This window comes from Streptomyces sp. NPDC006879, assembly GCF_042869595.1.
Lineage (GTDB): Bacteria > Actinomycetota > Actinomycetes > Streptomycetales > Streptomycetaceae > Streptomyces.
The window spans coordinates 28,443-54,563 of sequence record NZ_JBIAGC010000029.1 but is presented as its reverse complement, the minus strand read 5'-3'; the positions used below and the strand labels follow the sequence as shown (position 1 = coordinate 54,563).

Sequence of the window (26,121 nt, the reverse complement as noted above, 5' to 3'; positions counted from 1 at the left end):
CCGCTGATGGCCCGGCGATACGACTGCAACGACGCGACGGACCGCAAGACGGGACTTCGTGAAGCCGCCGCCGCGGTTCGCCGTGGCGAACTGGTCGTGCTGCCCACCGATACCCTGTACGGCATCGGGGCGGACGCTTTCAGCTCCGAGGCCATCGGGGACCTGCTGCGCGCCAAGGGACGTGGCCGCAACATGCCCACCCCCGTGCTGATCGGGAGCCCGAACACACTGCACGGCCTGGTCACCGACTTCTCCGAGCATGCCTGGGAGCTGGTCGACGCGTTCTGGCCCGGCCCCCTGACCATCGTGGCCCGCCACCAGCCCTCGCTGGCCTGGGACCTTGGGGAGACCCGTGGCACCGTGGCACTGCGGATGCCGCTCCACCCGGTGGCCATCGAACTGCTCACCGAGGTCGGCCCGATGGGGGTTTCCTCGGCGAACCTGACCGGGCACCCGGCCCCGGAGGACTGCGACGCCGCGCAGGGGATGCTCGGCGACGCTGTTTCGGTCTACCTCGACGGTGGCCCCACCCCGGGCATCCAACCCTCCTCGATCGTCGACTGCACCGGGAAGGTACCGGTCCTGGTGCGCGAGGGTGCGCTCAGCGCCGCCCAGCTGCGTGAGGTCGTACCCGACCTCGTAGAGGTGGCTCCGTGAGCCCTGAGGGCCGTGGCATAGCGGAGCCCCTGCACGCCGGTCAGATGGGTTCCTCGGCCCTCACCGGCACGTTCCGCATCCTCCACGTGAGCACCGGCAACGTCTGCCGCTCGCCCATCACCGAGCGGCTGACCCGGCATGCCCTCAGGGACCGGCTGGGGGAGCGTCCACAGGCGTGGGGGACCCAGGGCCTGATCGTGGAGAGCGCGGGCACCTGGGGCCACGAGGGGGCGCCCATGGAGGCCAATGCGGCAGCCGTGCTTGCCGACTTCGGTGCCGACGCCTCCGGTTTCACCGGACGTGAGCTCCTCGACGAGCACGTGATCCGCGCCGACCTGGTCTTGACGGCCACCCGGGACCACCGGGCGCAGGTGATCTCCATGGGGCATTCGGCGGGGCTGCGCACCTTCACCCTCAAGGAGTTCACTCGACTGGTGCGCGCCATAGACCCGGCCACCCTGCCCGACCCGCTGGACGACGGCATGGTCGAGCGCGCCCGCGCGCTGGTGCGGGCCGCCGCGGCCCTGCGCGGGTGGCTGCTGGCGCCGAGCGCCGAGGCCGACGAGGTCTTCGACCCGTACGGGGCGCCGATCACCTTCTTCCGGTCCATCGGCGGTGAGATCCAGGCTGCCCTGGACCCGGTCGTGACCGCTCTGACGGGCATCCCCGCCCACCGCTCCTGAGGCCGCCACCGGCCCCGACCGTTTCCCGTGCAGGTCCCTCTGCGGGCCCGGGCGCGGAGGAGATCTGTTTTCTAACCGGCAGGTAGGGACAATCCGTCCTAGAGTGGCGGTACTCGCCCCCCTTCGCGCCGGAGTCGCGCCATGACGGTCACCCACTCACCGGCAATCGACGTCCAGCCCTGGCCCGCCGACTTCGAGGCGCTACAACGCCAGGATCCGCAGCTCGCGGACGTGCTGGCGGGCGAGACGGAGCGGGTCTCGACCACCCTGCAACTGGGCGCGGCGGAGAACTTCAGCTCGCCGGCCGTGTTGGCGGCGCTCGGGTCGGCGTTGGCGAACAAGTACGCGGAGGGATATCCGGGCGCCCGCCACCACGGCGGTTGCGGTTACGCGGACCTCGCCGAGGAGATCGCCGTGCAGCGGGCCGCGGCGCTGTTCGGCACCGAGCACGCCAACGTCCAACCGCATTCGGGCTCTTCTGCGGTCCTGGCAGCGTATGCGGCCCTGCTGCGCCCCGGGGACACGGTGCTGGCCATGGGGCTCGGCGTCGGCGGCCACCTCACGCATGGCTCGCCGGCCAACTTCTCCGGCCGCTGGTTCGAGTTCGTCGGCTACGGCGTCGAGGCCGAGAGCGGGCTCGTCGACTACGCGCAGGTTCGCGAGCTCGCCGACCGGCACCGGCCCAAGGCCATCGTGTGCGGGGCGATCTCGTATCCCCGCCACCTCGACTACGCGGCCTTCCGGGAGGTCGCCGACGAGTGCGGCGCATACCTGATCGCTGACGCCGCCCACCCGATCGGGCTGGTGGCGGGAGGTGCTGCGCCCAGTCCGGTGCCGTACGCCGACCTGGTCTGCGCCACCACGCACAAGGTGCTGCGCGGACCGCGTGGCGGGATGATCCTCTGTGGGGCGGAACTGGCCGAGCGGGTGGACCGGGCGGTCTTCCCGTTCACCCAGGGCGGTGCGCAGATGCATACCATCGCGGCCAAGGCGGTGGCCTTCGGCGAGGCCGCCGGGCCGGCCTTCACCGGCTATGCCCACCGGACCGTGGCCAACGCGCGGGCCCTCGCGGAGGGGCTGGCGGAGGAGGGACTCTCGGTCATCACCGGGGGGACGGACACCCATCTGATCGTCGCCGACCCGGCGCCGCTGGGAATCGACACGGCCACCGCCCGAGGGCGGCTGGCCGCTGCCGGGCTGGTGCTGGAAACCTGTGGGCTGCCCTACGGGACCGAGCGCGGCCTGCGCCTGGGCACCGCCGCGCTCAGTACCCAGGGGATGGGTCGGCCTGAAATGTCCAGGATCGCGGGGCTCTGTGCGGCGGCGCTCCGTGAGGAGCCCGGCGTTCGGCAGGCCGTCAGGGAACTGGCGGGTGACTTCCCGCCGTATCCCGGGTAGCGCGCCGGGGCCCCTCGCCGCGGCCCCGAAGCACCCTGGGAACCGCTGGGGGCTGCCGGTATGTCCTCAAGCACGAGCACATCGAAGCTAGTGTGTGGGGCTGAGATGGCCGGCGATACATCTGGGGCAGCCCGTGCGTGATTACCTGCTGACGCTTTGCGTCACGGTCGCGGTTACCTATCTGCTGACCGGACCGGTGAGGAAGTTCGCGATCGCGGCCGGCGCTACGCCGGAGATCCGCGCGCGTGACGTCCACCGGGAACCGACTCCGCGGTTGGGTGGCATCGCCATGTTCGGCGGTCTGTGCGCCGGGCTTCTGGTCGCCGATCACCTGCAGAACCTCAACGGGGTCTTCGAGTTGTCGAACGAGCCACGGGCGTTGCTCTCGGGAGCCGCCCTGATCTGGCTGATCGGCGTCCTTGACGACAAGTTCGAGATCGACGCGCTCATCAAGCTGGGCGCCCAGATGATCGCGGCGGCCGTGATGGTGATGCAGGGACTCACCATCCTGTGGCTGCCGATCCCGGGATTCGGGACGGTCTCGCTCACCCAGTGGCAGGGCAACCTACTCACCGTGGCCCTGGTGGTCGTCACCATCAACGCGGTGAACTTCGTGGACGGCCTGGACGGTCTGGCCGCCGGACTGGTCTGCATCGCCTCGGCGGCCTTCTTCCTCTACGCCTACCGGCTCTGGTTCGGCTACTCGATCGAGGAGGCGGCTCCGGCCACCCTCTTCGCCGCCATCTTGATGGGCATGTGTGTGGGCTTCCTCCCGCACAACATGCATCCGGCGCGCATCTTCATGGGCGACTCGGGTTCGATGCTGATCGGCCTGGTGCTGGCCGCCGCCGCCATTTCCATCACCGGTCAGGTGGACCCGGACGCGATGGAACTGTGGGCGGGTGGCGAGCGCAACGCCACCCATGCGATGTTGCCGGTCTTCATCCCGCTGGTGCTGCCGCTGACCATCATCGCCATCCCGGCCGCCGACCTGGTGCTGGCGATCGTGCGCCGTACCTGGAACGGGCAGTCGCCCTTCGCCGCCGACCGGGGTCACCTGCACCACCGGCTGTTGGAAATCGGCCACTCGCACAGTCGGGCCGTGTTGATCATGTACTTCTGGGCCGCCCTGATCGCCTTCGGTGCGCTGGCCTACTCGGTGCACTCGGCCTCGACCTGGATCGTGCTGATGATCATGGGTTTGAGTGCGGTCGGTCTGGTCCTCCTGCTGCTGCCACGGTTCAGCCCGCGGGCCCCGCGCTGGGCGCAGGCCCTGGTTCCGCCGCGCTACCGACACTCCACGCGTCAACTGGAGGGCGACGCTCCGGAGTTCGGGGAGCTGGAGGCGGAGCCCGTCACCGTCGGCGTCTCGGGCGTGAACGGTGCGACGGCGGTCGGGCCCCGTTCTCGGTTCCCGGACCGCAGGAAGGTCGACTCCGCGCGTTGACGGGCCGCCCCCAGAGGGGCGGTGCGGTGTCGTTCTCGCCAATCCCCGTCGGGGGGAGGCCCGTTGTGGCGCGGCCAGGACGTGCGCCGGGGTGTCAGCCGGACCGCTCCGCGGGTTTCGGCGGTGTCGGGCAGCGGGTGGCGTCAGCTTGAGGGCTTCACTGAGGGGCTTTTTCGGGTGTATCAATTCGGAGAAGCTGCCCCAATACCAGACATTCAGGAGTCCTGTCGCGCGCAAACGCGCAGGGTCACTCTCATGTGTGACAGTCAGCACACTCAGCAGGTAAAGACCTCATCAAATAGTTTGTGATACCGTTCACTAAACCCGGCGACAGAGCCGAAGGACCGTAGTGCGACGGTCCCTTGGCCCGAGGCTCGCTCTCGGACCGGGCTTACGCTCGTCCTTGACGAACCCCCGTGCCCCCACGACCCGCGGAGCTCCGCCATGCGGTCAGATGACACCCGTGCTCTCTTGCAAACCGCTGTACCCACCGCTGCCGCCGGCGCCATCGCCGCCGGAGTCAGCGCTGCGGTGGCCGGCGGCAAGGGGGCTGTTGGTGCCGTTGTCGCGACGTTGGTCGTGATCCTGTTCATGGGGATCGGGTTCGTCGTTCTGCAGCGCACGGCGAAATCGCTACCGCACCTGTTTCAAGCCATGGGGCTGATGCTCTATTCGGCCCAGATCCTGTTGCTCTTCGTCTTTGTCGCCGCTTTCAAGAACACCACGCTCTTTAACCCGAAGGCCTTCGCCATCACCTTGGTCGTGACGACCCTGGTGTGGATCGGGGCGCAGACCCGCGCGCACATGAAGGCCAAGATCCTTTACGTCGAGCCTGACTCCGCGAAGGGTGAGAAGCCCGAAAACACGGGGCCGAAGTCGTGAGGGGTAGGGGCGGGATAAGTGGGCGTTCGAGATCCTGCTATCGTCCGGTGCCAACTGCGGCATCGCGGGCGCGGGCATCTGAGCTGACGCCTGCACGATCGCGAGGCTCATTGCCTGACGACGGCCGCCCCCACATCCGTAACACCAGTCCCGTGCCGAACCGCGGCTGCGCGCCGCGCCGACACAACGAGGTTGCCGTACCTATGCGCCACGCTGAAGGAGCCCGCGGTGAGTGCTGACCCGACGCAGGTCCTCGCCTTCGAGACCGACTGTCACATCTTCGATGGGTGTGGCTTCCCGGCTCCGGGCCTGCACTCGTTCCTCTTCGAGCCGATCTTCGGTGACGCTGACAGCAGCCTGTACTTCAACAAGACGATGCTGCTCGCGTTCCTGGGCACGGTCATCATCGTCGGTTTCTTCTGGGCCGCCTTCCGTAAGCCGAAGGTCGTTCCGGGCAAGCTGCAGATGGTCGCCGAAGCCGGCTACGACTTCGTACGCCGCGGCATCGTCTACGAGACCCTCGGCAAGCGGGAGGGCGAGAAGTACGTGCCTCTCATGGTCTCGCTGTTCTTCTTCGTCTGGATGATGAACCTCTGGTCGATCATCCCGCTCGCCCAGTTCCCGGTGACCTCGATCATCGCGTACCCGGTCGGCCTCGCTCTGATCGTCTACGTGATCTGGATGAGCCTGACCTTCAAGAAGCACGGCTTCGTCGGCGGCTTCAAGAACCTCACCGGCTACGACAAGTCGCTCGGCCCGGTTCTCCCGATGGTCATGGTCATCGAGTTCTTCTCGAACGTCCTGGTCCGCCCCTTCACCCACGCGGTCCGACTCTTCGCGAACATGTTCGCGGGCCACACCCTGCTGTTGCTCTTCACGATCGCCAGCTGGTACCTGCTGAACGGCATCGGCATCGCCTACGCCGGCGTCTCCTTCGTGATGGTCCTCGCGATGACCGCCTTCGAGCTCTTCATCCAGGCTGTCCAGGCGTACGTCTTCGTCCTCCTGGCCTGCAGCTTCATCCAGGGCGCGCTCGCCGAGCACCACTGACCGCTCCCCCATTCCCCCTTTAGTCGTCCGGTGGCCAACCCCCACCGGTCCGTGAAAGAGAAGGAAGAACTGGCATGTCCGCTCTCCAGACCCTCGCCGCCGATGGCGTCACCGGCTCCCTCGGCTCCATCGGTTACGGTCTCGCCGCCATCGGCCCCGGCGTCGGCGTCGGCATCATCTTCGGTAACGGCACCCAGGCTCTTGCTCGTCAGCCCGAGGCGGCCGGTCTGATCCGCGCCAACCAGATCCTCGGCTTCGCCTTCTGTGAGGCGCTCGCCCTCATCGGTCTGGTCATGCCGTTCGTCTACGGCACGTGATCCTCGGATCCACGACCAGTCCACTAGACGAAAGGCACTGAAGTGAACCTCCTGGTTCTCGCGGCTGAGGGCGGGGAAAACCCCCTCATTCCGCCGATCCCCGAGCTTGTCATCGGTCTGATCGCCTTCGTCATCGTCTTCGGTTTCCTCGCCAAGAAGCTCCTCCCGAACATCAACAAGGTTCTGGAAGAGCGTCGCGAAGCCATCGAGGGCGGTATCGAGAAGGCCGAGGCCGCTCAGACCGAGGCCCAGAGCGTGCTGGAGCAGTACAAGGCCCAGCTCGCCGAGGCCCGCCACGAGGCCGCGCGCCTGCGCCAGGAGGCGCTGGAGCAGGGCACTGCGCTCAAGGAAGAACTGCGCGCAGAGAGCCAGCGGCAGCGTGAGGAGATCATCGCTGCCGGCCACGCCCAGATCGAGGCCGACCGCAAGGCCGCCTCGCAGGCGCTGCGTCAGGACGTGGGCAAGCTCGCCACCGACCTGGCCGGCAAGCTCGTCGGCGAGTCCCTTGAGGACCACGCCCGGCAGAGCCGCACCATCGACCGCTTCCTCGACGAGCTCGAGGAGAAGGCCGAGGCCGCGCGATGAACGGAGCGAGCCGCGAGGCGCTGGCCGCCGCACGTGAGCGTCTCGACGCGCTGACGGACTCCACGTCCGTCGACGTGGCGAAGCTCGCCGGCGAGCTGGCCGCCGTCACCGCTCTGCTCGACCGCGAGGTGTCGCTGCGTCGGGTCATCACCGACCCGGCGCAGGCTGGTGAGGCCAAGGCCGAACTGGCCGGACGCCTGCTGGGCGGTCAGGTCGGTGGGGAAACCCTCGACCTGGTGTCCGGCATGGTCCGCTCCCGCTGGTCGCAGTCGCGTGACCTGGTGGACGCGCTGGAGGAGCTGTCGGACACCGCCGACCTCACCGCCGCGCAGCAGGGCGCCACGCTCGACGACGTCGAGGACGAGCTGTTCCGCTTCGGACGGATCGTCGCCTCCGACACGGGGCTGCGCGCCGCACTGACCGACCGGTCGGCGACCGCCGCCGCCAAGAGCGAACTGCTGCGCAGTCTGCTCGGTGGCAAGGCGAACCCGGTCACCGAGCGTCTGGTCACGCGTCTCGTCACGCACCCGCGGGGACGTAGCCTGGAGTCGGGACTGGAGTCCCTGTCCAAGCTCGCCGCGGATCGTCGCAGCCGCATGGTCGCGACGGTCACCACCGCGGTGCCACTCAGCGACGCCCAGAAGCAGCGCCTCGGCGCCGTACTGGCCAAGCTGTACGGCCGCCCGATGCACCTGAACCTGGACGTGGACCCCTTGGTCCTCGGCGGGATCTCGGTGCGGGTCGGCGACGAGGTCATCGACGGCTCCGTTTCGGAGCGGCTGGCCGCGGCGTCGCGCCGTATGGCCGGCTGACCGGTCACCAATTCAACAAGCATTGCTAGCGGCCCGGTTGGGCCGTGCAGAGATTGCAGAAGTAACTGGGGGCCCGCGGCCAAGCCGCTAGGCGACACAGCCCCAGACCCCTAAGAAACTTCGGGCCCAACAAGGAGAGCAGGGAACCCAGATGGCGGAGCTCACGATCCGGCCGGAGGAGATCCGGGACGCGCTGGAGACCTTTGTCCAGTCGTACAAGCCGGACGCGGCCTCGCGCGAGGAGGTCGGAACGGTCAGCGTTGCCGGCGACGGCATCGCAAAGGTCGAGGGTCTGCCCTCGACCATGGCGAACGAGCTGCTGAAGTTCGAGGACGGCACCCTCGGTCTCGCCCTCAACCTTGAGGAGCGCGAGATCGGTGCGATCGTCCTCGGCGAGTTCAGCGGCATCGAGGAAGGCCAGCCGGTGCAGCGCACCGGTGAGGTTCTCTCCGTCGCCGTCGGCGAGGGGTACCTCGGCCGTGTTGTCGACCCGCTCGGCAACCCGATCGACGGTCTCGGCGAGATCGCGACCGACGGCCGCCGCGCCCTCGAACTGCAGGCCCCGGGCGTCATGGTCCGTAAGTCGGTGCACGAGCCGATGCAGACCGGCTACAAGGCCGTCGACGCCATGGTGCCGATCGGCCGCGGCCAGCGTCAGCTGATCATCGGCGACCGTCAGACGGGTAAGACCGCCCTGGCCGTCGACACGATCATCAACCAGCGCGACAACTGGCGCTCGGGCGACGTGAACAAGCAGGTGCGCTGCATCTACGTCGCCATCGGCCAGAAGGGCTCCACCATCGCCTCCGTGCGCGGTGCCCTGGAAGAGGCCGGCGCGCTGGAGTACACGACCATCGTCGCCGCCCCGGCGTCCGACCCGGCCGGCTTCAAGTACCTGGCGCCGTACACCGGTTCCGCCATCGGTCAGCACTGGATGTACCAGGGCAAGCACGTCCTGATCATCTTCGATGACCTGTCGAAGCAGGCCGACGCCTACCGCGCCGTGTCGCTGCTGCTGCGCCGCCCGCCGGGCCGTGAGGCCTACCCGGGTGACGTCTTCTACTTGCACTCGCGCCTGCTGGAGCGCTGCGCGAAGCTCTCCGACGACATGGGTGCCGGTTCGATGACCGGTCTGCCGATCGTCGAGACCAAGGCGAACGACGTGTCGGCGTTCATCCCGACCAACGTCATCTCGATCACCGACGGCCAGTGCTTCCTGGAGTCCGACCTGTTCAACGCGGGCCAGCGCCCGGCGCTGAACGTCGGCATCTCGGTCTCCCGTGTCGGTGGCTCCGCCCAGCACAAGGCCATGAAGCAGGTTTCCGGCCGTCTGCGCGTGGACCTCGCTCAGTACCGCGAGCTGGAGGCGTTCGCCGCCTTCGGTTCCGACCTGGACTCCGCCTCGAAGGCCGCGCTGGAGCGCGGCAAGCGCATGGTCGAGCTGCTCAAGCAGGGCCAGTACCAGCCGATGCCGGTCGAGGAGCAGGTCGTCTCCGTCTGGGCCGGTACCACCGGCAAGATGGACGACGTCCCGGTCGCGGACATCCGTCGCTTCGAGTCGGAGCTGCTGGAGCACCTGCGTCTGAACCGCAAGGAGCTCCTGACCTCGATCGTCGAGGGCGGCAAGATGTCGGACGACACCCTGCAGTCCATCGCGGACGCCATCGCCGGCTTCAAGAAGCAGTTCGAGACCTCGGACGGCAAGCTTCTGGGCGAAGACGCGCCGGTCAGCACCAGCAAGTGACGACGGAAGGGACCTGACTCATGGGAGCGCAGCTCCGGGTCTACAAGCGTCGCATCCGATCCGTCACCGCGACCAAGAAGATCACCAAGGCGATGGAGATGATCGCCGCCTCGCGCATCGTCAAGGCGCAGCGCCAGGTGGCCGCCTCCACGCCGTACGCGACCGAGCTCACCCGTGCGGTGACCGCGGTGGCGACCGGTTCCAACACCAAGCACCCGCTCACCACCGAGGCCGAGGTCTCGTCCCGTGCCGCTGTTCTGCTCGTCACGAGCGACCGCGGTCTGGCTGGTGGCTACTCCTCCAACGCCATCAAGGCGGCGGAGCGGCTGACGGAGCGGCTGCGCGGTGAGGGCAAGGAGGTCGACACGTACATCGTCGGCCGCAAGGGTGTCGCCTACTACGGCTTCCGCGAGCGCAAGGTCGTGGACAACTGGACCGGCTTCACCGACAGCCCGAGCTACGCGAACGCGAAGGCGGTCGCGGCGCCCCTGATCGAGGCCGTTTCGACGGAGACGGCCGAGGGTGGCGTCGACGAGCTGCACATCGTCTACACGGAGTTCGTGTCGATGATGACGCAGAATCCGGTGGACAGCCGGATGTTGCCGCTCAGCCTCGACCAGGCGAAGGAGGAGAGCAGTGCGAAGGGCGAGATCCTTCCGCTGTTCGACTTCGAGCCGTCGGCGGAGGACGTCCTCGACGCCCTGCTGCCGCGCTACGTCGAGAGCCGTGTCTACAACGCCCTGCTTCAGGCGGCTGCCTCTGAGCACGCCGCCCGTCGTCGAGCGATGAAGTCGGCTACCGACAACGCCGGTGAGCTCATCAAGAGCCTCTCCCGGCTTGCCAACGCGGCCCGCCAGGCCGAAATCACCCAGGAAATCAGCGAGATCGTCGGTGGCGCCAGCGCCCTGGCCGACGCGACCGCGGGGAGTGACAAGTAATGACGACCACTGTTGAGACGGCCGCCGCCACGGGCCGCGTCGCCCGGGTCATCGGCCCGGTCGTCGACGTGGAGTTCCCCGTCGACGCGATGCCGGAGATCTACAACGCCCTGACCGTTGAGGTCGCCGACCCGGCCGAGGACGGCAAGCTCAAGACGCTGACCCTTGAGGTCGCCCAGCACCTGGGCGACGGCATGGTCCGCACCATTTCAATGCAGCCCACCGACGGTCTGGTCCGCCAGGCCGTGGTGACCGACACGGGCGCCGGCATCACGGTTCCCGTCGGTGACTTCACCAAGGGCAAGGTGTTCAACACCCTGGGTGAGGTGCTCAACTACCCCGAGGCGAACGCCGAGGTCGGTGAGCGCTGGCCGATCCACCGCAAGGCGCCCAACTTCGACGAGCTTGAGTCGAAGACCGAGATGTTCGAGACCGGCGTCAAGGTCATCGACCTCCTCACCCCGTACGTCAAGGGTGGAAAGATCGGTCTGTTCGGTGGTGCCGGTGTCGGCAAGACCGTTCTGATCCAGGAAATGATCTACCGCGTCGCCAACAACCACGACGGTGTGTCGGTGTTCGCGGGTGTCGGTGAGCGTACCCGTGAGGGCAACGACCTCATCGAGGAGATGACCGAGTCCGGCGTCATCGACAAGACGGCGCTGGTCTTCGGACAGATGGACGAGCCCCCGGGCACCCGTCTGCGCGTCGCCCTGGCCGGTCTGACCATGGCGGAGTACTTCCGCGATGTGCAGAAGCAGGACGTGCTCTTCTTCATCGACAACATCTTCCGGTACACCCAGGCCGGTTCCGAGGTGTCGACCCTGCTCGGCCGCATGCCCTCCGCGGTGGGTTACCAGCCGAACCTGGCCGACGAGATGGGTCTCCTCCAGGAGCGCATCACCTCGACCCGTGGTCACTCGATCACCTCGATGCAGGCGATCTACGTCCCTGCGGACGACCTGACCGACCCGGCCCCGGCCACCACCTTCGCCCACCTCGACGCGACGACGGTTCTGTCCCGTCCGATCTCCGAGAAGGGCATCTACCCGGCCGTGGACCCGCTGGACTCCTCGTCCCGGATCCTGGACCCGCGGTACATCGCCGCGGACCACTACGCCGCCGCGACCCGCGTCAAGGGGATCCTGCAGAAGTACAAGGACCTCCAGGACATCATCGCGATCCTCGGTATCGACGAGTTGGGCGAGGAGGACAAGCTCGTTGTCCACCGTGCCCGTCGTGTCGAGCGCTTCCTGTCGCAGAACACCCACGTCGCCAAGCAGTTCACCGGCGTGGACGGTTCGGACGTGCCGCTCGACGAGTCGATCGCCGCGTTCAACTCGATCTGCGACGGTGAGTACGACCACTTCCCCGAGCAGGCGTTCTTCATGTGCGGTGGTCTTGAGGACCTGAAGCAGAACGCCAAGGAGCTGGGCGTCTCCTGAAGTCGTTGAAGGGCCGCCCCTGACGGGGCGGCACCGAGACTCCTGACGGAGAGGGGCGGGGTGTGTCCCGTCCCTCTCCCCACGCCCATTAGAATTTGACCCAACACCCGGCTGACCCGCCGGGTGGAGACCCGAGGAGCCACCTTGGCTGCTGAGCTGCACGTCGAGCTGGTCGCGGCGGACCGGAGCATCTGGTCCGGCGAGGCCACCCTGGTTGTCGCCCGCACCACGTCCGGCGACATCGGCGTCATGCCCGGTCACCAGCCGCTGCTCGGTGTGCTGGAGTCGGGCCCGGTGACCATCCGCACGAGCGGTGGTGACACCGTCGTCGCCGCGGTGCACGGCGGATTCATCTCCTTCGCGGACAACAAGCTCTCGCTGCTGGCGGAGATCGCCGAGCTCGCGGACGAGATCGATGTCCAGCGCGCGGAGCGGGCACTGGAGCGCGCCAAGTCGGACGCCGATGCGGCGGCCGAGCGGCGCGCCGATGTCCGGCTGCGTGCGGTGGCGGGGCACTGACCCCGCGCCGAAGAGTACGACCCTCAGCCGCGGCCCGAGCTGGAATTCTCCAGACCGGGTCGCGGCTGAGGCGGTGCAGGTGCGTTTTTCGTTTGCTTGACCGGTACCCGTATCCCGGTCGTGGATGAGCGAGGAGGTCGGTGGCTTTGTTCCTCGCTCTGCTTGTGAGCAGCCTGGTCGTCCTGTTGGTGGTGGTCGGGCTGTTCGTCTTCGGACTGCGCCGCCGACTGATCCAGCGGTCGGGCGGCACCTTCGACTGCAGTCTGCGCTGGGACGCCTCCGACGGGGACACCTCCGGCAAGGGCTGGGTCTATGGCGTGGCCCGTTATGGCGGCGACCGGATCGAGTGGTTCCGGGTGTTCAGTTATGCCCCGAGGCCGCGCCGGCTGCTGGAGCGCTCCTCGATCGAGGTACTGGCCCGCCGGGCCCCGGCGGGCGAGGAGGAGATGGCGCTGCTCTCCGACGCCGTGGTGCTCGGCTGTCTGCACGGCAAGACCCGTCTGGAGCTGGCTATGAGCGAGGACGCGCTCACGGGCTTCCTGGCCTGGCTGGAGGCGGCACCGCCCGGCCAACGGGTCAACGTGGCCTGAGCGAAGCGGTGCCGGTGGGCCGCCACGCGTGCGGCTCCTGGGGCTGGGCCCCGCTTCAGGACGGCTGGCGCGGATGAAGACGGAAGAAGCCGGGGAGCGGGGGGCGGACCCCGCTCCCCGGCTTCGTCTCCGGGGTGCTGCGGTGGTCAGCCGAGCCCGTTGTGGATGGCGCCGGCCAGTTCACCGTTGCTGGTGTCGCCGCTGAACTCCCAGAAGAACGCTCCACCGAGGTTCTGGCTCTTCACGTAGTTCATCTTTCCGGCGATGGTGGCCGGGGTGTCGTAGCTCCACCAGTTGCTGCCGCACTTGGCGTAGGCGGTGCCGGCGATGGTCCCGGTGGCCGGGCAACTGCTCTTGAGCACCTTGTAGTCCTCGATGCCCTGTTCGTAGGTGCCCTGGGCCGGTCCGGAGGCGGTGCCGCCGGGCTCGGCCTGGGTCACGCCCGTCCAGCCGCGGCCGTAGAAGCCGATGCCCAGGTTGAGCTTGGCGGCCGGAACTCCCTTGGCACGCAGCTTCTGGATGGCGGCGTCGGAGTTGAAGCCGGACTGCGGGATGCCTGCGTAGGCGGTGAGCGGTGAGTGCGGGGCGGTGGGGCCCTGCGCCGCCCAGGCGCCGAAGAAGTCGTAGGTCATGACGTTGTAGAAGTCGGCGTACTGGGCGGCACCCGCGTAGTCGGCGGCGTCCAGCTTGCCGCCGGTCGAGGCGTCGGCGGTGATGGCGGCGGTGACCAGGTTGTTCGCTCCGAACCTGGCCCGCATGGCCTGCATCATGTTCTTGAAGGAGGCCGCGCCGCTGGTGTCACAGGACAGGCCGCAGGCGTTGGGGTACTCCCAGTCCAGGTCGATGCCGTCGAAGACGTCGGCCCAGCGCGGGTCCTCGACCAGGTCGTAGCAGGACTGTGCGAACGCCGTCGGGTTGGCTACGGCCTGGCCGAAGCCACCGGACCAGGTCCAGCCACCGAAGGACCAGAGCACCTTGATGTGCGGGTAGGCCTTCTTCAGCTTGCGCAGCTGGTTGAAGTTGCCGCGCAGCGGCTGGTCCCAGGTGTCGGCCACACCGTCCACGCTCTGCGCGGCGGAGTAGGCCTTGTCGTAGTCGGCATAGGCGTCACCGATGGTGCAGCGACCGCCGGTGACGTTGCCGAAGGCGTAGTTGATGTGGGTGATCTTGGCGGCGGATCCTGAGGTGACCAGGTTCTTGACGTGGTAGTTGCGTGCGTAGACGCCCCAGTTGGTGAAGTACCCGAGTTTGACCTTGCCGCCGGGGCCGGGGCCGGGTCCGGGGTCGCCGCCGGTGGTCTGCACACTCAACATGCGGGAGGAGGGCCCGGTCTGGCCGCTGGTGTCGCGGGCGGTGACGGTGTACGTGTACGTGGTGCCGGCCGTCAGGCCGGAATCGGAGTGGCTGGTGCCGCCCACGGTGGCGATCTTCGAGCCGTCGCGGAAGACGTCGTAGTTCTTGATCCCCACGTCATCGGTGGCGGGTGCCCAGGACAGGTTGAGCGTGGTGTCGGTGATCGCGGAAGCGCTCGGGGTGCCCGGGGCGGAAGGGGGAGCGTCACCGGGCTGCGAACCGTCGCAGGAGGCACCGTTGATCTTGCAGCCGGAGGGGGATCCGCTGCCGGAGCCGTTGAAGCCGAAACTGATGCTGGCTCCGGGGGAGAGCGTGCCGTTCCAACCGGCGTTCTTGCCCGTCCAGTGGTTGCCCGAGTTGGTGACCTGGGCGTCCCAGGCCGAGTTGACCCGGGTGCCGGTGGGATAGTCCCACTCCACGGCCCAGGAACTGATGGTGGTGGTACCGGTGTTCTTGACCGTCCACTTGCCTTCGAAGCCCGATCCCCAGTCGGAGACCTTGGTGTAGGTGGCGGTGGCGGAGGTGGCGGCCTGTGCGGGGGAAGCGAGACCGACCAGTCCGGCGAGGGGCAGGGAGAAGACGGCGAGGGCTGCGGCGAACTTCGCGCGGAGCCGTCCGTGGCGTGGGGGTGCTGTACTCGCTGTGCTCAAGGGGTACTCCTCCGTAGGTCCGTCGGCATCGGTGGGGTCGACACGACATGGGGGTGGGACCTGCGCCGCCCGTGAACACGCATCGTCATCGCATGCTCACCACAGTTGTGCGTGAGATTAGAAAGGTCTGGACCAACCGTCAAGAGGTCCAGACCTCAGGGGTCCGGCGGATCAGACACCCAACTCCGCGGCCAGTACCGCTGCTTGCGCTCGGCTGCGAAGGTCGAGCTTCCCCAGCACCCGACTGACGTGCGTTTTCACGGTCCCCTCCGCCATCTGTAGGCGGAGCGCGATCTCAGCGTTCGCCAGTCCCTCGCCGAGGCAGGACAGCACCTCCCGTTCCCGAGGGGTCAGTGCCTCCAAGGTCGTGGCCGCCTCCTTCGTCACCCTGCGCACCGGACCGGCTGTGCCCGCGGAGGCGAACTCCGCAATCAGACGACGCGTCACCGCAGGTGCGATCAGCCCCTCGCCGCGGGCCACCGCCCTTACCGCTTCGATCAGTTCGCCGGCCTCGGCGTGTTTCAACAGGAACCCGCAGGCACCCGCCCGCAGCGCCCCGAAGACGTACTCGTCCAGATCGAAAGTGGTCAGCACCAGTACGTCCGCCAGCCCCCCGGCCACCACCTGGGCGGTGGCCGACACCCCGTCCAACTTCGGCATCTGGACATCCATCACCACGACGTCGGGACGCAGCTCGCGGGCTCGCCGTACGGCCTCCTCGCCGTCCGCCGCCTCTCCCACCACCTCGATACCGGCCGCGCTGCGCAAGATGAGCACCAGCCCCGCCCGTACCGCCGACTGGTCCTCGGCAACCAGCACTCGGATCGCCATCAAGCCCCCGCCTTCTGTCCTAGGGGCAGGCTCGCCCGCACCCGCCACACGTCCCCGGTCCGCGCACTCGCCGTGAACTCCCCACCCAACAAGGCCACCCGTTCGCGCATGCCCACCAGGCCCGCTCCGGACCCGGGCGCCCGTGGCCCGGAGCGGGGGCCGTAGGGGCTGTCCACGCCGATCTCCAACGACCCTTCCACACAGGCCAGACGCACCCGCACCAGGCCCGGTGCCGCATGCTTGAGCGCGTTGGTCAAAGCCTCCTGCACGATCCGGTAGGCGGCCAACTCCACCGGGGCGGGGAGCACGGTCTTCTCGGGGCGTTCATCGGCCAGCGAGACCTCCACGCCACTGGCGGCGCCGTTCGCCCGTGCCTGCGCCACCAGGGTTTCGAGCCCCGCCAGGCTCGGCGCCACGGCAGGCTCCCGCTCCCCTCCGGTCTCCCGCAGCAGGCCGATCAGACGGCGCATCTCGTCGAGTCCCTCGACGCTGTTCGTCCGGATGACCGACAGGGCCTCGCGGCTGGTTCCGGGGGAGTCGATGGACAGTGCGGCGGACGAGTGGATGGCGATGGCGGAGAGGTGGTTGGCGACCATGTCGTGCAGTTCGCGGGCCATCCGGGCGCGTTCGGCCATCACCGCCTGGGAGCGATCCATTTCGGCCAACAGGGCAGTCTGCTCCGCCCGCAGGGACGCCGCCGCGGCTGCTTCCCGATGGCTGCGCAGGGCGGCGCCGCTCAGTGCCGGGGCGAAGGCGACCAGACCGGTGACCACCCCGATCTGCAGCGCCTCCGGTCGGCGCAGCCACACCAGTGCGGCGAGGGCCACCGCCACCGTGATCAGGGCCGTGGCGATCGGCAGGCGCCGGGCCAGCGCGGGCGAGCCGTAGACCATGCCGGCGTGCATGAGGTCCGTGAAGAGCAGGACGGTGGCCAGTGACCCGACGGTGAACTGGTCGGCGATCAGCAGCCCCGTGCCCAGCAGGAGCGCGGGACGGGGGCGGCTGCGCCGCAGCAGGTCCAGTCCCGACATGGCGACCAGCGGGACCAGCGCCGCCCATTCGGGCAGGAGGGAGGGCTGTGGGTTCATGTACAGCCCGAGGGACCACATCAGCGTCCCACCGGCCAGACCGGCCGTCGCGCCGATGACGTCATGGGGGTGCGGGCGGGAGATGGTAAACACCCCCTCAACTAACAGGTCTTCGGAGCGCGTTGCCTCCCCCGCCGGGCGGATGATCAACTGTATCGAAGGGTGTAGTCGGTCCGGCCGGAAGTCATCCGCACCCCCGAGGTCGACGGCCCCCCTCAATGGCACGCTGGTGCGGGACGAGAGGGGGAATGCGTGGTCGTCACGCTGATCATCGCTTGTGAGGTCGGGTTCTGGGTGTTCTTGGTCCTAGGGCTGGCCCTGCGCTACCTGGCGCGCAAACCGCGTTGGGGGGCCGCGGTCCTGTTGTGCGAGCCGGTCTTGGAGATCGTCCTGCTGGTGGCCACCGCACTCGACCTCAAGTCGGGGGCGGAGCCGGACGGCAAGCACGGACTGGCGGCCCTCTACCTCGGCTACACGGCGGCCTACGGCCACTACACGATCACCTGGCTGGACGCCCATGCGGCCCATCGCCTCGCGGGCGGCCCCAAGCCGGCCGGTGCGGGCCACGGCCGGGCACGTGCCGTCCACGAGTGGCGGCTTTGGGCGCGCACCCTCCTCGCGGTGCTCGTTGCCTGTGGGTTGCTCCAGGGTGCGATCTGGTACGTGGGTGAAGCGGGTGACACCGGCTCACTGACCACCTGGCAGCGCACCGCCGTCCAGGTCCTCGTCCTGCACGCCCTGATCGCCGTCGGCTACACGGTATGGCCGAAAAAGGCCCCCGCGGCGAAGGTCCCGGACCCGGGCTGAACCACAGAACCTGCCCGCTGACCTCCGGCGTCCCGGGCCCGTCCGCTCTAGCGTTCGCCGCCCGGGACCCACAGGACGTCCCCGAGTTCCTTGTTGGCGGTGCGGGCCAGGATGAACAGCAGGTCGGAGAGGCGGTTGAGGTAGGTGGCCGTGAGCGGGTTCATGGTCTCGCCGTGCACCTCCAACGCCGCCCAGGTGGAGCGCTCCGCCCGTCGTACCACGGTGCAGGCCTGGTGGAGGAGGGCCGCCCCCGGTGTCCCGCCCGGGAGGATGAAGCTGCGCAGCTTCTCCAACTCCTCGTTGAAGCGGTCGCAGTCCGCCTCCAGCTTGTCCACGTAGAACTGCTCGACCCGCAGCGGTGGATACGCGGGGGACTCCACCACTGGGGTGGAAAGATCGGCGCCCACGTCGAACAGGTCGTTCTGGACCCGGACCAGCACCTCGGCCACCTCGGTGGGAAGGTTGCCCAGGGCCAGCGCGGTGCCGATGACCGCATTGGCCTCATTGACGTCGGCGTACGCCGAAATGCGCAGATCCGTCTTGGCGGTACGGCTCATGTCGCCCAGGGCCGTCGTGCCCTTGTCGCCGGTGCGGGTGTAGATGCGGGTGAGATTGACCATGTCGCCAGAGTAAGGGCTGGCCTGCGACCTCCGGCGGGCACGCGAGATCAGCTGCCGCGATGCCTGCGTACCGTCGCCACGTCCGGGTAGAGGTGGCACGGGGGCCCGCCGCTCCATCGGGGAACGCGGGGCCGCCGGAGGTCGGGGCCGCTGCGTGCAGGTCCCGGTGCGGGAGGTGCTCGGCCCGCGAGCGGTGCTCGGCCCGCGAGCGGTGTGATGTCCGCCATCTGGGATGTGACGCGTGCCTCCAAACACCCAACGGGCCCGTCCCGGGCGCTAATCTCCGCCGGGGAAGCAGGGTCGTGTCCATTGCGTGGACACCGGGCCGTACACACAAAGGGGCGTGAACAGTGGCCAGGAAGCTCGCCGTCATCGGGGCCGGACTCATGGGGTCCGGCATCGCGCAGGTATCAGCCCAAGCAGGGTGGGACGTGGTGCTGCGCGATGTCACCGAGGAGGCGCTGATCCGGGGTACGGACGGCATCAAGGCTTCCTACGACCGGTTCGTGGCCAAGGGGAAGCTGGCCGCCGAGGACGCGCAGGCCGCGCTCGCCCGGATCACCACCAGCACCGAGCTGGACGCCGTGGCCGATGCCGACATCGTGGTCGAGGCGGTCTTCGAGAAGCTGGAGGTCAAGCACGAGATCTTCCGCAGCCTCGACGAGATCGTCCGTGAGGACACGGTGCTCGCCTCGAACACCTCGGCCATTCCGATCACCAAGATCGCGGCCGTCACCAAGCGCCCGGAGCGGGTCGTCGGTACCCACTTCTTCTCCCCGGTTCCCATGATGCAGCTGTGCGAGCTGGTCCGCGGCTACAAGACCAGTGACGAAACCCTGGCCACCGCGCGCGAGTTCGCCGAGTCCGTGGGGAAGACCTGCATCGTCGTCAACCGCGATGTCGCCGGTTTCGTGACCACCCGTCTGATTTCCGCGCTCGTCGTTGAAGCTGCCAAACTGTACGAGTCGGGGGTGGCCTCCGCCGAGGACATCGACATCGCATGCAAGCTTGGCTTCGGCCACGCCATGGGGCCGCTGGCCACGGCGGACCTGACCGGCGTGGACATCCTGATGCACGCCACCAGCAACATCTACACCGAGTCGCAGGACGAGAAGTTCGCCCCGCCGGAGCTGATGCGCCGCATGGTCGACGCGGGCGACATCGGGCGGAAGAGCGGTCAGGGCTTCTACAAGCACTGAGTCGAGTGGCGCGGGGTTCCGGTCCACTCGGCGGCAGAACTGTTCACCCGAAGGGGTGAACTTGGTATCGGTTCGCTCACAGTCGGCAACTTCTCATCACCACTCGCAGTCAGTTGGGGTGGGGTTGCCGACGACGGGCCCTTCACACGTGAGATCGCGTGTACACGTACGCAGCACTGCCGGGAGTTCACATGCACATCAGGGGCGACCACGCCGAACTCGCTGTCGGGGGCCGCCTCGACGTGCGTAGCGCGGCGGACGCCCGTACGGTCTTGCACTCCGCGCTGGACGACGGGGCGGGGGACTTGGTCCTGGACCTCTCCGAGCTCGACTCCTGGGACGCCACCGGGCTGGGTGTGATCATGGGCGCGCACCGGCGGGCCGGCCGCACCGGGCGGCGGTTGGTGCTGCGCGGGGTCCCTCCGCAGATGCAACGGCTGCTGGTGGCCACCCGACTGCACCGCATCCTCGCCATCGAGGGTGGCCTGGCGGCGGAGTCACTGCCCCGAGTCTGAGCCACTCGCACCCCGCTGGCGGGCGCCGCCCCGCCAGCGGCTATGGAGCTACCCCGGTGCTTGCTGGATACTGGCCTCGGTCTAGGGTTCGGACGCCGGCCCAAGGTGAACCCTCGCGGCCGTGCACGAACGCAACGGGGGCGGAGAAACATGGAACGGATACCCGGGGGCGGACAGGATGCCCAAGGGAGTGAGAAGGCGCTGGGCACACCCGTGCCCGCAGGCCGGAGTCCACTGGAGAGCGACCGCGCAACGGGGGCGCCGGGCTCGAAGAAGGGCGACGGGGAGCGCGCGCCCACCCCACCCCCCGCCCGTGCGGCCGGCCCGGTCCGCGCCGTCGCGCTGGTCTCCGGAGACTTCACCGTCCTGGTCAACCCGGTGGACGGAAGCGAGATCGAGCCGAACCGTCCCGGCGCCGCGCCGCCCGCACCCGCGAAGCGCGACGGCGCCGGCCGCGCCGAGCTCACGCGCGCTGGTCGGCCACCGAAGCCGCCGGGCCCGGAAGTGACCGAGGCGCCCCTGCTGGGCCGTTCCGAAGAGCGGGCCGAACTGGTACGGCTGCTCGGCCGCGGCCGTTCGGTGCGGCTGTGCGGCAGCTCCGGTGCCGGGCGCAGCCGCCTCCTCGAAGCCGTCGCCGCCGACTGCGCCGAGCTGGCACCCGACGGCGTGGTCCGGCTCAGCGGCTACCGCCAGAGCCCCGCGGACCTGCTGTACGCGCTCTTCGCCACGGTGTACCAGGCGCCGAACCACCGACCCGACCGGGCCGAGCTGCAGACGGCCCTGCGCGGTATCGGTGCGATCGTCGTCGTGGACGACCTGGAGTTCGGAGGCTCCGGTCTGGAGGAACTGCTGCTGGCCACGCCGGAGTGTGCCTTTCTGTTCGCCGCGACCCCCGCCGTTCCTGCCGCACCCGCCACCTGCGGGCTGGAGGAATACCCCCTCGGTGGACTGGACCGCCTCTCGTCCATGGAGATGCTGGAGCAGGCCATCGGACGCCCTCTGCAGGAGGCCGAACGGGACTGGGCCGCCGATCTGTGGTTCGCCTCGGAGGGCCTGCCGCTGCGTTTCGTCCAGGCCGCGGCCCTGCTGCGGGCCCGTGACGCGCTCCTCGCGCCGCCCTCGGGCGCCGAGTCCGCTCGGGAGCCCGAGGTCTTCGAGGGGACCGCGCTGGATGCGGTGCCCGGCGAGGTGCCGCTGCCCACTTCCTCGCAGGGCTCCGCGCCGGTCACCCAACTCACCAAGGGACTGAGCGACTTCGCCCAGGAGGCTCTTCGCCTCGCGGTCGCCCTCGGCGGCGAGGTCGTGCACCACGCGCACCTGCCCGCACTCACCGGCGACACCGACTCCGACACCGCCGTGGGCGAACTCCTCGACAGCGGGCTGATCACGGCCGCCGGGGCTCACTACCGCCTGGCCGCGGGGGTTCTCGACGCACTGGAGGAGGCCGGACACGGCGCGGAAGGCATCGCGCGCGCACTGGCCGTGGCCCAGCACTACGCCTGGTGGACCGGGCACTGCGCGGTCACCCCGGAGCGGGTGCTCGCGGAAGCCGACGCCATCCTCGCCGCTCTGTCCGCTCTGGTCGCGGAGCCGGACGAGGCCAGCCCCAGCGCCGCGGTGCTGCTGGCCCGCACTGCCGCGCCGGTCTTCGCCGGCGGGCTCCAGTGGGGCCCCTGGGAGCGCATCCTGCGCTACGGCCAGGAAGCCGCGCGCAGGTCCGGCCAGGTAGCTGAGGAAGCCTACTTCCACCACGAGTTGGGAATCCTGGCGCTGTGTCAGGGGCAGTTGGACCGGGCCCGCGTCGAGCTCGATGCCTCCATCGCGATGCGCGGCGCCCTCGCCGACCGGCGCGGCACCGTCGCCGGCCGCCGCGCCCTCGCCCTGGTCGACGACCGCTCGGGGGAGCTTCCCGTCCCCGCGCCGCGGGTGCAGCTGCCGGGGGCCGGGCCGCGCAACCCCGTCGACATGCCCCCGGTACTGTCGCCCCCGGGCCAAGGGGCTCCGCGCCCGTACCAGGTCGCCACCACGGCGGTCCTCCCGCCCGTACCGGGGCGGGGCGGGGCGGGCAGCGCCGGGCGGACCACGCCCATGCCCGCGGGGGGCAGGGGCCCCCATGGTGCTCGTCCGCAAGGAGCCCCCCCGGCGCGGCGTTCCACGGGCGGCTCGGAGCGCAACGTGGTGGCTGCCGCTGCCGGTGCGTTGTTGGTCGCGGTGCTCGGTACGGTCCTCGCGCTCGGGATGAACACGGACGGCGACACCACCCGCGGTCGCCCCTCCGACCGGTACGTCACCGGGGACGACGGCGTGGGCACGCTCCCCACCGGGGACGAACCGCAGCAGGAGCAGCCCACCCCGGAACTCATCGGCACACGCGACCGGACGCCCGCCGTCCCGGCCGTCTCCGCCGCCCCCGTCGCCAGCGCCTCCACGAGCCCCTCGGCGATCCCGAGCGGCAGTCCCTCGCCGAGCGCCGCCACGCCGTCCGCCTCGGCCGGCTCCAAGACCCCCTCCTCGGGCGTGACCTCGCCTACCTCCACACCGGTATCACCGACGGGGAAGGCCACGGAGCCCACGGGCACGCCGAGCACTTCGGCCAAGCCTCCGGTGGAGACCACCCCGGTGACACCGCCGACGCAGGCGACTCCGGAGGCGTCCAGCCCGGCGGACACGGCGACCGAGGCCTCCTCGGAGGCCGAACAGGCTGCCACCTGAGCCCATGGGTGAAGGGGCGCTACCGGAAGGGACCCGGGCACGGTCCTCTCCGGTAGCGCCCACGAGGTACGTCCAGCATCCGGGCCGCCCCGCCGCGCTGTCCACGGCACCGGCGCCGCGCCCCGGCCGAGAGCTAGAACAGGCGTAGCTTGTCGTCCTCGATGCCGCGCAGGGCGTCGTAGTCCAAGACCACGCAGCCGATACCGCGGTCGGTCGCCAGCACTCTCGCCTGGGGTTTGATCTCCTGTGCCGCGAACACGCCGCGTACCGGGGCCAGATGGGGATCGCGGTTGAGTAGCTCCAGGTAGCGGGTCAGCTGCTCCACCCCGTCGATCTCGCCCCGCCGCTTGATCTCCACGGCCACGGTCGCGCCGTCGGCGTCCCGACACAGGATGTCCACCGGCCCGATGGCCGTCGGGTACTCCCGGCGGATCAGGGAGTAGCCCTCGCCGAGGGTCTCGATGCGGTCGGCGAGGAGTTCCTGAAGGTGCGCCTCCACGCCGTCCTTGATCAGCCCGGGGTCCACACCCAGTTCGTGCGAGGAATCGTGCAGGACCTCTTCCATGGTGATGATGAGTTTCTCGCCTGCTTTGTTGATGACCGTCCAGACGCCCTCATCGTCTCCCGTCCCCTCCTTGAGGGTGCAGGGGGGAGACATCCAGTTGAGGGGTTTGTACGCACGGTCATCGGCGTGGATCGAGACACTGCCGTCGGCCTTGACGAGGACCAGACGGGGTGCCGAGGGCAGGTGGGCGGTGAGCCGGCCCGCGTAGTCGACGGAGCAGCGGGCGATGACGAGACGCATGGTCGGCAACGCTACTCGACGCGAAGTGTTCCACGCGATTCGCCCCTGAAGACCCGGTTCGTTGGTGGCCGGTTGTATGTCCATTCTCCTGGTGCGGTTCCCACGCCGCGCCTAACGTGTAAGCGGGAGGTTGCAGACTGCGCACGCTGTGTCGCCGTCGCGCCCTTCCTGGCTGCCCGTAGGACCCCGCCTGGCGGGGTCGCGAGAGGAGAACCCATGTCGCTCGACGTCTCACCGGCCCTACTCGAACAGGCCGAGCGAGGCGAGGTCGACGAAGCTGCTTTCGTCGACTGCGTCCGGACCTCCCTGCCCTACGCATGGGAGATGGTCAGTTCGCTGGTGGCACAACTGAAGGTGGACGGTGGGGAGTTCGCCGACAACCAGACGCCGCCGCCCAACGAGCAGGCGCGTGGCCAGCTACTCCGAGCCCTCGCGAGCGATGCCATACGCGGTGCGCTGCAGCGGCACTTCGGAGTGCGACTGGCCTTCCAGAACTGTCACCGAGTGGCCGTGTTCCCGCTCGACGCCTCGGTCGACGAGCGGCTCGCCCGATTCACCTCTATCCGTGGTCAGTTGCTCAACCAGTCACCCGAACTCAGGGACTGCTGACCGCGGCTCCCGACCCCTGGTGGGTCGCGGCGAGGTGTCAGGTGTGGTGCACCGCAAGGTGGAGTAGCCCGCGCCGGGTGCGTGCGGACGTTCTGCCGAGATGGCCGGCGTCGCGTGCTCGCACTCGATCGCGAGCCGCCTCGTCCTTCGGCCTTCGGGCGGCCCGAGGAACAAGCGGGCGGCACGGCCGCACCTGGCATCCGTCCGGGGTAGGGCTCCGGTCCCCCCGGGCGGTTCGATCCACACGGGGAGCCCTCACCGCAGCCCCGGAAGCACCTCGGCGCCCAGCCGGCGTACGTTCTCCTCCGTCGCCGCCAGGTCGCCGGAGCCCTCGGTGAGGAGGGCGAAGCGAGTGATGCCGGTGCGCTCCGCGGTCGCCGCGATCCGATCGACCGCCAGTTTCGGGGTCCCGACCGGGTGGATTCGGCAGAGGTGCTCGGCGTACGGCAGCGGATCGCGCATGCGGCGGGGCCGGCCGTCGAAGGTGACATGGGCGTCCAAGCCCTGCCTCAGCCAGCCAGGCATCGCCTTCAGGAGCACTTCCGCGGCGTCGTGGTCGCGGTCGGCGAGCTGTACCACTCCGGCGGAGACGTGAGCGGCAGCCTCGATCTCCTCCGCCGAACGCCCGGCCTCGCGAGCGCACCTGCGCCACAGCGACACCATCTCGGCCTTTTCCTCGTCGCCGCAGTGCAGTCCGAGCAACATCGGAACTCCGCGCTCGGCCGCCAACCGAACCGAGCTGGGCGAGGTGCAGGCCACGATCACTTCGGGCCCCGACGCTCCGCCGTCGAGCGCCTCCACCGGCCTCGGCACGACGTCCACGGAACGGAACCGGTAGCGCCGGCCCGTGGCCTCGACCTGTGGCTCGGAGAGCCAGCGCAGCAACAGGTCAAGGGATTCAGGGAAGCCCTCCTCGTATGCCGCGAGTCCGGAGCCGAACACTTCGAGGTCCACCCACGGCCCGCCGCGGCCCACGCCGAGCGAGAACCGGCCGCCCGAGGTCAGGTGCAACAGGGCCGCCTGCTCACCGAGGGTGACCGGGTGCGTGGTCGGAAGCACGCTGATGGCCGTCCCCACCCGCAGGCGCCGGGTTCGCCCCAGTAGCAGGGCGGCCAGCGTCACCGCCGAGGGACAGACCCCGTACGGTACGAAGTGGTGCTCCGCGAGCCAGACGGCGTCGAGTCCGGCTTCTTCTGCGGTCTCTGCCGTCCGAACGGCCCGGTGCAGTGCCTCGCCCGGCCCCTGGCCCGGGAACTGGGCCGAAAGTACAAACGCTCCTACGCGCATCGCCTCACGCCTCCTCTTGGCTGACGCGGCATACCCCTATGTCATTAACGTCTGACAAGTGCCAAGGGCACGGCCAGGGAAGGAAGTTATTGGGATTGTCGGTGGATTACTCCTTGCGGAGATGGCTCCCGCCCCGTGGAACTGGCCCTTCCTTGCGCCACCTTGCGCGCACCCGGAGCCACTGCGCGTAGGCTGGAGCAAATCCGTCCGGACCGGCCGCCCGTGAGGTATACGTGTCACCCCGCCACAACCGCCCCCGAGGCGGAGAGAAGCCCAGCGAGCGCGACAGCGCAGGAACCGACCGCTTCGGGCTGGAGCAGACGGTGACCTGGCAGGACGAGGAATGGCGGGTGCGGCACGTCGCCGGAGCAAGCGCCACGGGCAAGCGCTACCGCTGCCCGGGCTGCGATCAGGAGATCCCGCCGGCAACCCCGCACATCGTGGCCTGGCCCGACTACGGAGGGGTGGACGACCGCCGCCACTGGCACAAGGCCTGCTGGAACTCCCGGGACCGCCGTAGCTCACGGATCCAACGCTCCCGCAACGCACCCCGCTACTGAAGCTGGTGCACACGCGGCCCT

General features: G+C 69.2%; 26 protein-coding genes. 20 read left to right on the top strand and 6 right to left on the bottom strand.

Annotated elements, in window-relative coordinates; all coding sequences use genetic code 11:
• The first annotated feature begins 6 nt into the window (after positions 1-6).
• From ACFYMC_RS20780 to ACFYMC_RS20715, 14 genes are all read left to right on the top strand, one after another.
• Positions 7-657 carry an L-threonylcarbamoyladenylate synthase gene (locus ACFYMC_RS20780; protein WP_388527277.1) on the top strand — a complete coding sequence of 217 codons (651 nt, stop codon included), beginning with the start codon at positions 7-9 and terminating at the stop codon, positions 655-657.
• Positions 658-701: 44 nt separating this feature from the next.
• Positions 702-1,340, top strand: coding sequence for a protein-tyrosine-phosphatase (locus ACFYMC_RS20775; protein ID WP_388527332.1), 639 nt, complete (start codon positions 702-704; stop codon positions 1,338-1,340).
• Positions 1,341-1,481: 141 nt separating this feature from the next.
• Entirely contained in the window at positions 1,482-2,738 is a 1,257-nt protein-coding gene (gene glyA, locus ACFYMC_RS20770) for a serine hydroxymethyltransferase (RefSeq protein WP_388527274.1), read from the top strand.
• 133 nt (positions 2,739-2,871) lie between these two features.
• The gene (locus ACFYMC_RS20765) at positions 2,872-4,185 is read left to right on the top strand and encodes an MraY family glycosyltransferase (protein ID WP_388527271.1); all 1,314 of its coding nucleotides are present in this window, start codon (positions 2,872-2,874) and stop codon (positions 4,183-4,185) included.
• Between the two features lie 444 nt (positions 4,186-4,629).
• A complete protein-coding gene (locus tag ACFYMC_RS20760; RefSeq protein WP_388527268.1) occupies positions 4,630-5,067 on the top strand; it encodes a hypothetical protein in 438 nt (145 codons plus the stop codon).
• Positions 5,068-5,280: 213 nt separating this feature from the next.
• Positions 5,281-6,117: a F0F1 ATP synthase subunit A gene (atpB, locus tag ACFYMC_RS20755; RefSeq protein WP_388527329.1), complete on the top strand. Its 837-nt coding sequence runs from the start codon at positions 5,281-5,283 to the stop codon at positions 6,115-6,117.
• A 74-nt stretch (positions 6,118-6,191) separates the two neighbouring features.
• A complete protein-coding gene (locus ACFYMC_RS20750) occupies positions 6,192-6,434 on the top strand; it encodes a F0F1 ATP synthase subunit C (protein WP_363148439.1) in 243 nt (80 codons plus the stop codon).
• 42 nt (positions 6,435-6,476) lie between these two features.
• Positions 6,477-7,019 carry a F0F1 ATP synthase subunit B gene (locus ACFYMC_RS20745; protein WP_388527265.1) on the top strand — a complete coding sequence of 181 codons (543 nt, stop codon included), beginning with the start codon at positions 6,477-6,479 and terminating at the stop codon, positions 7,017-7,019.
• Positions 7,016-7,831: a F0F1 ATP synthase subunit delta gene (locus ACFYMC_RS20740; RefSeq protein ID WP_388527262.1), complete on the top strand. Its 816-nt coding sequence runs from the start codon at positions 7,016-7,018 to the stop codon at positions 7,829-7,831. The genes ACFYMC_RS20745 and ACFYMC_RS20740 overlap by 4 nt, the downstream gene beginning before the upstream one ends.
• 151 nt (positions 7,832-7,982) lie before the next feature.
• Complete coding sequence (atpA, locus tag ACFYMC_RS20735) at positions 7,983-9,575, top strand: F0F1 ATP synthase subunit alpha (protein WP_388527260.1); 1,593 nt, start codon at positions 7,983-7,985, stop codon at positions 9,573-9,575.
• Between the two features lie 20 nt (positions 9,576-9,595).
• A complete protein-coding gene (locus tag ACFYMC_RS20730; protein WP_388527257.1) occupies positions 9,596-10,513 on the top strand; it encodes a F0F1 ATP synthase subunit gamma in 918 nt (305 codons plus the stop codon).
• Positions 10,513-11,955 (top strand): F0F1 ATP synthase subunit beta, encoded by a 1,443-nt coding sequence (gene atpD, locus ACFYMC_RS20725; protein ID WP_388527254.1) that lies wholly within the window; start codon positions 10,513-10,515, stop codon positions 11,953-11,955. The genes ACFYMC_RS20730 and atpD overlap by 1 nt, the downstream gene beginning before the upstream one ends.
• Positions 11,956-12,099: 144 nt before the next feature.
• Complete coding sequence (locus tag ACFYMC_RS20720; protein WP_388527251.1) at positions 12,100-12,474, top strand: F0F1 ATP synthase subunit epsilon; 375 nt, start codon at positions 12,100-12,102, stop codon at positions 12,472-12,474.
• A 146-nt stretch (positions 12,475-12,620) separates the two neighbouring features.
• Positions 12,621-13,064 carry a DUF2550 domain-containing protein gene (locus ACFYMC_RS20715; protein WP_388527326.1) on the top strand — a complete coding sequence of 148 codons (444 nt, stop codon included), beginning with the start codon at positions 12,621-12,623 and terminating at the stop codon, positions 13,062-13,064.
• 146 nt (positions 13,065-13,210) lie between these two features.
• Here the strand turns inward: ACFYMC_RS20715 and ACFYMC_RS20710 are convergent, their stop codons facing one another.
• The 3 genes from ACFYMC_RS20710 to ACFYMC_RS20700 all read right to left on the bottom strand — a co-directional run bounded on the left by ACFYMC_RS20710 (position 13,211) and on the right by ACFYMC_RS20700 (position 17,079).
• On the bottom strand, positions 13,211-15,067 hold the full coding sequence (locus tag ACFYMC_RS20710; RefSeq protein WP_388527249.1) for a glycosyl hydrolase family 18 protein: 1,857 nt from the start codon (positions 15,065-15,067) through the stop codon (positions 13,211-13,213).
• A 171-nt stretch (positions 15,068-15,238) separates the two neighbouring features.
• Positions 15,239-15,898 (bottom strand): response regulator, encoded by a 660-nt coding sequence (locus tag ACFYMC_RS20705; RefSeq protein WP_388527246.1) that lies wholly within the window; start codon positions 15,896-15,898, stop codon positions 15,239-15,241.
• A complete protein-coding gene (locus ACFYMC_RS20700; RefSeq protein WP_388527243.1) occupies positions 15,898-17,079 on the bottom strand; it encodes a sensor histidine kinase in 1,182 nt (393 codons plus the stop codon). The genes ACFYMC_RS20705 and ACFYMC_RS20700 overlap by 1 nt, the downstream gene beginning before the upstream one ends.
• A 159-nt stretch (positions 17,080-17,238) precedes the next feature.
• Here ACFYMC_RS20700 and ACFYMC_RS20695 point away from each other — a divergent pair, with 159 nt between their 5' ends.
• Positions 17,239-17,793: a hypothetical protein gene (locus tag ACFYMC_RS20695; RefSeq protein ID WP_388527241.1), complete on the top strand. Its 555-nt coding sequence runs from the start codon at positions 17,239-17,241 to the stop codon at positions 17,791-17,793.
• Positions 17,794-17,840: 47 nt separating this feature from the next.
• Here the strand turns inward: ACFYMC_RS20695 and ACFYMC_RS20690 are convergent, their stop codons facing one another.
• Positions 17,841-18,413, bottom strand: a complete 573-nt coding sequence (locus tag ACFYMC_RS20690) for a cob(I)yrinic acid a,c-diamide adenosyltransferase (protein WP_388527238.1) — start codon at positions 18,411-18,413, stop codon at positions 17,841-17,843.
• 350 nt (positions 18,414-18,763) lie between these two features.
• Here ACFYMC_RS20690 and ACFYMC_RS20685 point away from each other — a divergent pair, with 350 nt between their 5' ends.
• From ACFYMC_RS20685 to ACFYMC_RS20675, 3 genes are all read left to right on the top strand, one after another.
• Positions 18,764-19,612: a 3-hydroxyacyl-CoA dehydrogenase family protein gene (locus ACFYMC_RS20685; protein WP_388527235.1), complete on the top strand. Its 849-nt coding sequence runs from the start codon at positions 18,764-18,766 to the stop codon at positions 19,610-19,612.
• Between the two features lie 191 nt (positions 19,613-19,803).
• Positions 19,804-20,127 (top strand): STAS domain-containing protein, encoded by a 324-nt coding sequence (locus ACFYMC_RS20680; protein ID WP_388527233.1) that lies wholly within the window; start codon positions 19,804-19,806, stop codon positions 20,125-20,127.
• Positions 20,128-20,277: 150 nt separating this feature from the next.
• Entirely contained in the window at positions 20,278-22,839 is a 2,562-nt protein-coding gene (locus ACFYMC_RS20675) for an ATP-binding protein (protein WP_388527230.1), read from the top strand.
• Between the two features lie 133 nt (positions 22,840-22,972).
• Here ACFYMC_RS20675 and nucS read toward each other — a convergent pair whose 3' ends face one another.
• Complete coding sequence (gene nucS / locus ACFYMC_RS20670; RefSeq protein ID WP_388527228.1) at positions 22,973-23,644, bottom strand: endonuclease NucS; 672 nt, start codon at positions 23,642-23,644, stop codon at positions 22,973-22,975.
• A 216-nt stretch (positions 23,645-23,860) separates the two neighbouring features.
• Between nucS and ACFYMC_RS20665 the strand changes: the two genes are divergently transcribed.
• Positions 23,861-24,253 carry an SCO5389 family protein gene (locus tag ACFYMC_RS20665; RefSeq protein WP_388527225.1) on the top strand — a complete coding sequence of 131 codons (393 nt, stop codon included), beginning with the start codon at positions 23,861-23,863 and terminating at the stop codon, positions 24,251-24,253.
• A 255-nt stretch (positions 24,254-24,508) separates the two neighbouring features.
• Here ACFYMC_RS20665 and ACFYMC_RS20660 read toward each other — a convergent pair whose 3' ends face one another.
• Positions 24,509-25,540 (bottom strand): LLM class flavin-dependent oxidoreductase, encoded by a 1,032-nt coding sequence (locus ACFYMC_RS20660; RefSeq protein WP_388527222.1) that lies wholly within the window; start codon positions 25,538-25,540, stop codon positions 24,509-24,511.
• 233 nt (positions 25,541-25,773) lie between these two features.
• On the opposite strand from ACFYMC_RS20660, the gene ACFYMC_RS20655 reads away from it, so the two are divergent.
• Positions 25,774-26,100 (top strand): ATP/GTP-binding protein, encoded by a 327-nt coding sequence (locus ACFYMC_RS20655; protein WP_388527219.1) that lies wholly within the window; start codon positions 25,774-25,776, stop codon positions 26,098-26,100.
• Positions 26,101-26,121 lie beyond the last annotated feature (21 nt).